A 6,792-nucleotide genomic window follows, 5' to 3' on the forward strand; every position below is an offset into this window, starting at 1 on the left:
GTTGGTGGGCAAATGGTGGGCAAATAGCCATAAACCCTTGATATACCAACGGTTTCAAATCCGTCTACCGCCTTTCAGTACCTGATTTAACAGGAATCAACCGAACACAAAGCCCGTAAAATCGGGCTTTTTTGATTTTCCGTTAGGTTAAATCAGGATAACTTTAAAAATAATTTGGGGCGAATTTGGGGCATGGTTCAACTGCTAACAAGCTCCTTTTATCCCCTAACCACAGCTTTTTTCCGCTCAAAAAAACCTTTACACCTTTTCACAGATTTGCTAGAATAAGGTAATTTACACTGAGGAGGTAGCTATGAAAAAACTGACCAAAGGTGACCACATTCGCATTGTCAGCCCATCGAGTTCTATTGAGCGCTTAGGGGGATTTGAAGCCAATCTGACAGCAAAAGAAAAACTAGAAGAACTAGGCTTCAAAGTATCATTTTCCGAGCATTATTTTGAAAATGATCTTTTTTACTCTGCTCCAATCAAAAGTCGTGTGGCAGACCTACACGCTGCCTTTTCTGATCCTTCTGTTGACGCCATCATGACAACCATTGGTGGTTTTAACTGCAACGAGCTTTTACCCTATCTAGATTACAACTTAATCCAAGCCAATCCAAAAATCTTTTGTGGTTACTCTGATACAACAGCTCTACTAAATGGTATCTATGCTAAAACCGGCCTAGAGACATATATGGGTCCCTCCTACTCTAGCTTTAAAATGATTGAGGGCCAAGACTACCAGTCTAAGATGTGGTTACGTGCAGTGAGTCAGACTGACTTTACTTTAGAGCCTAGTCAAGAATGGTCTAGCGATGCTTGGTACGACCCGTCACAACCCCGTCATTTTATGCCTACAGAGTGGAAGGTTTACAACCACGGACAAGCTAGTGGCATTGCCATTGGTGGCAACATCTCGACCTTCAACCTCCTGACAGGCACTGAATTTGCACCAAAACCTGATAATTACATCCTCTTTTTAGAAGAAGCTGAAGATGATAACTATGTTATTATTCTACGCCATTTAACTGCAATTCTACAAGCTTATCCAAATCCCAAAGCAGTCGTATTCGGGCGTTTTCCTAAGGAAACCCAGATGACCGAGGAAATCTTCATGGCCATCTTAGAAAAATACCCTATCCTAAAAACCATACCGGTCATGTATGATTTAGACTTTGCTCACACACAACCGCTTTTCACAGTAACCATCGGTAGCCACGTCAGCATTGACACTAAAACGCTAAACATCCATTTCGACACACAAAAATAGGAGCTAGTATGTTAGCTCCTATTTGACATACTTACGTCGTTATTTCAGTTTTTCAACATCTCGAGCAATAACAAGCTCTTCGTCAGTCGGTACTACTAAGACTTTTACTTTTGAGTCTGGTGTCGAAATATCTCCAGCGTAGCCAAAGACATTCTTCTCAGGATCAAGTTCCATACCAAACCATGACAAGCCTGCGACAACATCCTGACGCATTAGCACTGCATTTTCACCCATACCTGCCGTGAAAACAAGGGCATCTGCACCGTTAAGGACAGCAAAGTACTGACCAATAAACTTCTTGATACGGTCAATAAAGACATTATAGGCGAGCACTGCATTTGGATCTTGTTGTTGAAGACCATCCTCAATATCACGCATATCACTTGAAATGCCTGACAAGCCGGCAAGACCTGATTGTTTGTTGAGCATATTGACAACAGCTGCTGCATCTTTCAACTCTGGATCGTGCTCAACCAAATACGGGATAATAGCTGGGTCGATATCACCTGAACGTGTCCCCATCATCGGACCAGCAAGCGGTGTGAAGCCCATTGAAGTGTCAATCGATTGACCATGATAGTTAGCTGTAATCGATACGCCATTTCCGATATGTGCCGTAATCAATTTAAGCTCATCAATAGGTTTTCCTAGTAATTTAGCTGCTTCATGAGCAACATAGTAGTGACTCGTTCCGTGCGCTCCATATTTACGTACTTGGTAATCCGTATAGTATTTTTGAGGAATTGGATACAAGTAAGTATGAGGCTGCATAGTCGAATGAAAGGCTGTGTCAAAAACAGCAACTGAGGTAATGTCTGGCAAAATTTCTTTGAAAGCTCGAATCCCTGCGGCATTAGCTGGATTGTGTAATGGCGCAAGTGCTGAAAGCTCTTCGATCTTAGCCAAGGCTTCGTTATCAATCAAAACGGACTCTTTGAAGATTTCTCCACCTGCAACCACGCGGTGTCCAACTCCTGTAATCTCATCGTAACTAGCGATAATTTCAAAGCGAATCAAATCATCAAGGAGAATTTTAACCGCTTGAATATGGTCTGGAATATCCAAGGTTTGCGTTTCTTTACGACCATCAAACTTAACGGTTGAGATTGAATCTTTCAAACCAATTCGCTCAATAATACCGGCAGCCAAGACTTCTTCTTCTGGCATACGGTAAAGTTGCCATTTAAGGCTGGAACTTCCTGCGTTAATTGCAATTGTTTTTGACATGGGTGAGATACCTTTTCCTTTCTGAACTAAAGCGTTTTCCTGTCACTTTTCCATTATAGCAAATTTTTCCCTAGATGGCATTATCATTTTGCCATTTTTTCACAATCTCCATAAAATTCCGAACATCTTCTGGATTTGTCAGGCTAGCTAATGGATAAACCAAGGTTTGAATAGGGGAATCGCTTTGCTTTTTGAGCACGTACAACGATTTGGCATTTTGGGAATTCCCAAATAGCTTTTCTGGTAGGGTGATAACTGCCAAAAGACTAGCATAACCGCTCAGCCATTTTTTTAAGAGAGGGGCTTGAGGGCTAGTAAAAAGATTGGCAGGCGCTAAAAACAAGGCTAAGCCGTCTGACTTGAGATATTTTAGCGACTGCTCCATAAGAAGGTGATGGGCATAAGTGTGCTCTCCACTAGCTGCCACAGTGTAACGGCTAGCAATCTGGTCATTGGGGTAATAACCAATTGGCAAGTCACTGATGATAACATCACTTTCTTTGAGAATTTGCGGACGAACCGCATCTTCTTGAACAAAGCTGATACTAGAAGCTAGGATGTCTGCAATAGAGGCTGATAAATCAATCAAGAGGTCATCAAGCTCAAGTCCCATATAGTCTAAGGTCTTGCTACTATTATTAACCAAGGTATGGGCTAGATTTCCCGTTCCAGAGCCAATTTCAATCACAGTTAACTCTTCTTTATGAGTCAAGGTCTCAAGTAAAAAAAGAAGGATAAAACCAATAGCATCCGGGGTAAATTGATGATTTGCCTGTAAAGCCTCTGTCTGCCCCGCTTTTATGAAGATAAATTGAAAGGCGCGGCGCCATTCTTCGGCTGTTAAATGCAAAGCTTTCAAACGCTTATTGTTTTCAGTAACTGTTTGAGTCGCCCCTTCAGCACCTAAATAAAAACTATTTTGCTCGATTAAAGCGTCATAGATATTTGTCTTTAAATCATTTTCAATCAGTTGGATATTTTCCAAAATCAGATGATAGGCTTGTTCTATTTTTTCAAAATTCATGTATTTATTCTTTCTAAGTGGTCTAACCCTTTGATTTCAAGGGGTTTCAAGTTTTTGATTTGTGGGATTTTTTGAATTTGTTCCCCTTTTTGTGGACTAAAGACTTGCGAGGGCCTTTTCATAATATGAAACCGCCTCTTTTTCTTTGTCTTTGGATAAATGAGAATAGGTGTCTAGGGTCAACGTGATATTGGAGTGACCTAGACGGTGCTGGAGTTCTTTGTAACTAATTCCAGCGTTCAGCAGCAAACTAGCGTGAGTGTGGCGAAAAGCATGGAGGGTAACCCGTGGAATTTCAAGTTTTTCACAGTGGCGGTCTAACACTCTTTGAAAGTTATTCCTAGTAAGGTAGAGCCGTGTCGGTGTTTCAAATACCCTAGTCGGTGCTCCTCCAACTTCCAAGAATACCACTCGTTGACGGTTTTGGTATTGTTTGAGCATGAGGACTGTCGCCTTATCGATGCTGACAACTCTTTCCCCAGCCTTGGTCTTGGTTTCTCCTACCTGTTTAATTTCTTGTAAGTAGGTTTTGTTGATTCTGATACTATGCTCCTCCAAGTTAATATCAGACCATTCCAAAGCGGATAACTCACCGATACGCATACCAGTAGCAAGCAAGAGGCGAAAGGCAACCATATAGCCATACCTTGTAAAGTCTTTTTGGGCGAGTTTATCGATATGATCCAGAAACTTTTTTAAGTGGTCTGACTGGATATACTTCACTTTCTTTTTCGCCGGTTGCTTCTTCCTGGGAACGAGAGTATCTCGCACAGGATTGTACTGGACCAACTGCAAAACAATAGCATACCGAAACATTCTTGATAGAACAGAGCGTGCCTTATCAAATTGATTTGTACGCTTGGCCAGATCATTTATAAAAGCCTGGGCTACTGGTGGGCTTAGCTTTTCCAGTCGCATATCTCCCAAACGGGGTAGGATATGATTCTTTAGATATGACTTGGTATTTCTTAACGTTTGAGGCTTCACAGTGTGCTGGTAGTTCGCCAGCCAGCTTTCAGATAGTTCCTGAATGGTTTTTATATCTGTTTGAGCACAGAAGCGTGTTGAGCCACTTTGTTTGAAGTTATATTCTGCTTGCTTAGCTTTCTGCCTAACCTCCTTTTGTGTCCTCCCCGTGACATTGGTCTTGACTTTCTTCCCTGTTACCTGGTCCACTCCTAGATAGATATTGGCACGGTAGACGATACTGCCGTCTTTCTTTGTTACTTCAATTATTTTCATGATTATAAACCTTTCTATCATCAGCAGGCAAGCGATTAAAAGGGATTTAGGTTTATATCATGCAGAATAGTAAAAAATAAAAGCGTAACAACTAAAAAGTTGATACGCTAAATTCATTGTAACCCTTACCCATATAGAGACACAGGCCTAGAGCAGTGTAGTTTTTGCAAACTTCTTTTACGATTAGCATTATTTTATCACTTTTTAAGTTTATTTGTTAGGATTATTAATCTTTTCAAGATGTCCTCTATCCGAACATACCTAATACTATAAAACAACTCTATTTTATCTTCTCTTTCTAGAAAATCTTCACAATTAGATTTTCAATGAATCTTCTATCTCACGCATTGTTTGTTTCATCAAGTAATAATGTTCTTGGGATGACTTTTTAAGTACATACTTTGTCCCTGGTCCACTCCCAACTCTTTTTATAAAACCTTGTTCAATTAACCGTTCTAAGGCTTTTCTATAACTATATTCTTGGCCAGCCAATCCCAAATCGTTTTCAATCTGCATTCTCTTGATAGACAAATTCTCTGAAATGAATTCTAGAATACTTCTATCTGGCTCAGGAAGTTTATTAATATTGTGTTTAAAGTCAACTTTCCAAATAACAATAGTTGTAGAATCAAATGGTGTTTTGATGCTCGGGAGAATTAAATTATGTTTGGCTGCCACATCAAATATTTTTTGTCCTCCACTTCCAGCCTTCTCTGACAATCCTATTTTTCTCAAAAGGGTAGAAATGGTTGGGTTTCGTGTCACAGAATTATTCCCCTTGATAAACTCATCAACAGTTACTCTCATATTTCCCGGATTTTTAAATTCATAATAATCTGGTAATGCCGTAATCTTGATAGGAAAGTCTGCATCATAGTACGCATGCATCAGACTGTTTACTAGAGCTTCACGTAAAGACTCTTCTAAATCTTTTTTAAATGGTATACGAGCTTTGGAATCTGCATCCAACACAAACGGATCTTTCACAGTTGCGGAAAGTTTATCCAACACAATGAGTAGGAAGTCAAACATATTCAAATCTGGAAAACTAGCGTCCCCCGTAGAAACTCGGTCTATCCATCTAGGATTCAAGTTGCTATCTTTTTCAAAATAATCTAGTTGAAAATGAGGAAAACGATCCGTTATTGAATTGTATTTACCAAAAAATAGCAGACCACCAGACGTTAATTTATACCTTCCGTCACCATTTCTATCTTTTTTATAGGCTCCAATACTGATTAACAAGTCTTCAACAGATAAATCTTTATACTTCTCATCTTGTAACACGAGGCGTGAGCGATATCTTTCAACCGTTTCTAAATTAATATCATCAATATCAAAATTTGGTAATATCTGGCTATCAATATCATCATGTGAACTAGATAAAAGATATTTTAATTGTTGCTTAGTGACCAGTCTATCACCTTCACCTAATCGAATATATGAGTTCCCGATATCTTTTCCTATATGGACAGGTTTAGCAGAATAGGGAGCCTCTCTTATGTTAACTATAATTATACTTCTGTCGCTATCATTGATTGGTTTTATAAGAACATCATCATCAGTCAACAAATTAAAACTAACTTTATTAGGATTATTTACATCATTAAGTAACTGATCATAAATAGTTTGTGGATTCTTAAATCCTTTCATAGGATTTATCTTATCCCTCTCATCATAACCCAAAATTACTACTCCACCATTAGTATTGGCAAAAGCCGAATAGGTCTCCCAAAATGATTTTGGCAATCCTTTTTCAGCAGCCTTATATTCAATTTCGATTCCTTCCGGAAGATTAATATTCATTTCTATTACTCCTTTCAAAATGATATTCTCAAGATGGCCTTAAGATAACTTTTCCTAGAAAACTTATAGTATCAGCTTACAAGCAGTTTCCAGTTAATGCATTCTCAAGATAATCTCAAGATAATTTTTCCTGCAAATACCTATTTTATTGCATTTCTAATAGTCTATTCTGGGAAAATCTCAAGATAATCTCAAGATAATCTCAAGATAACTTTTCCTG

Annotated in this window: 5 protein-coding genes; 1 reads left to right on the top strand and 4 read right to left on the bottom strand. The window is 39.0% G+C overall.

From position 1 onward, the window contains the following. The first annotated feature begins 313 nt into the window (after nucleotides 1-313). Nucleotides 314-1,273 carry a S66 family peptidase gene (locus tag G575_RS0110435; protein WP_027972663.1) on the top strand — a complete coding sequence of 320 codons (960 nt, stop codon included), beginning with the start codon at nucleotides 314-316 and terminating at the stop codon, nucleotides 1,271-1,273. A gap of 39 nt (nucleotides 1,274-1,312) precedes the next feature. Here the strand turns inward: G575_RS0110435 and G575_RS0110440 are convergent, their stop codons facing one another. The 4 genes from G575_RS0110440 to G575_RS0110455 form a co-directional block, all read right to left on the bottom strand. Then, a complete protein-coding gene (locus G575_RS0110440) occupies nucleotides 1,313-2,500 on the bottom strand; it encodes an acetate kinase (RefSeq protein ID WP_027972664.1) in 1,188 nt (395 codons plus the stop codon). A gap of 70 nt (nucleotides 2,501-2,570) precedes the next feature. Further along, nucleotides 2,571-3,524, bottom strand: a complete 954-nt coding sequence (locus tag G575_RS0110445; protein ID WP_027972665.1) for a class I SAM-dependent methyltransferase — start codon at nucleotides 3,522-3,524, stop codon at nucleotides 2,571-2,573. 96 nt (nucleotides 3,525-3,620) lie between these two features. After that, on the bottom strand, nucleotides 3,621-4,766 hold the full coding sequence (locus G575_RS0110450; RefSeq protein ID WP_027972666.1) for a tyrosine-type recombinase/integrase: 1,146 nt from the start codon (nucleotides 4,764-4,766) through the stop codon (nucleotides 3,621-3,623). 315 nt (nucleotides 4,767-5,081) lie between these two features. Beyond that, nucleotides 5,082-6,572: an ATP-binding protein gene (locus G575_RS0110455; protein ID WP_027972667.1), complete on the bottom strand. Its 1,491-nt coding sequence runs from the start codon at nucleotides 6,570-6,572 to the stop codon at nucleotides 5,082-5,084. Nucleotides 6,573-6,792: the final 220 nt, after the last annotated feature.

It is taken from the genome of Streptococcus plurextorum DSM 22810 (assembly GCF_000423745.1).
Lineage (GTDB): Bacteria > Bacillota > Bacilli > Lactobacillales > Streptococcaceae > Streptococcus > Streptococcus plurextorum.

What these genes read in the sequence shown, in the direction of transcription:
- G575_RS0110435 (WP_027972663.1), top strand. Translation starts at nt 314, where the DNA reads ATGAAAAAACTGACCAAAGGTGACCACATTCGCATTGTCAGCCCATCG.
- G575_RS0110445 (WP_027972665.1), bottom strand. Translation starts at nt 3,524, where the DNA reads ATGAATTTTGAAAAAATAGAACAAGCCTATCATCTGATTTTGGAAAAT.
- G575_RS0110440 (WP_027972664.1), bottom strand. Translation starts at nt 2,500, where the DNA reads ATGTCAAAAACAATTGCAATTAACGCAGGAAGTTCCAGCCTTAAATGG.
- G575_RS0110450 (WP_027972666.1), bottom strand. Translation starts at nt 4,766, where the DNA reads ATGAAAATAATTGAAGTAACAAAGAAAGACGGCAGTATCGTCTACCGT.
- G575_RS0110455 (WP_027972667.1), bottom strand. Translation starts at nt 6,572, where the DNA reads ATGAATATTAATCTTCCGGAAGGAATCGAAATTGAATATAAGGCTGCT.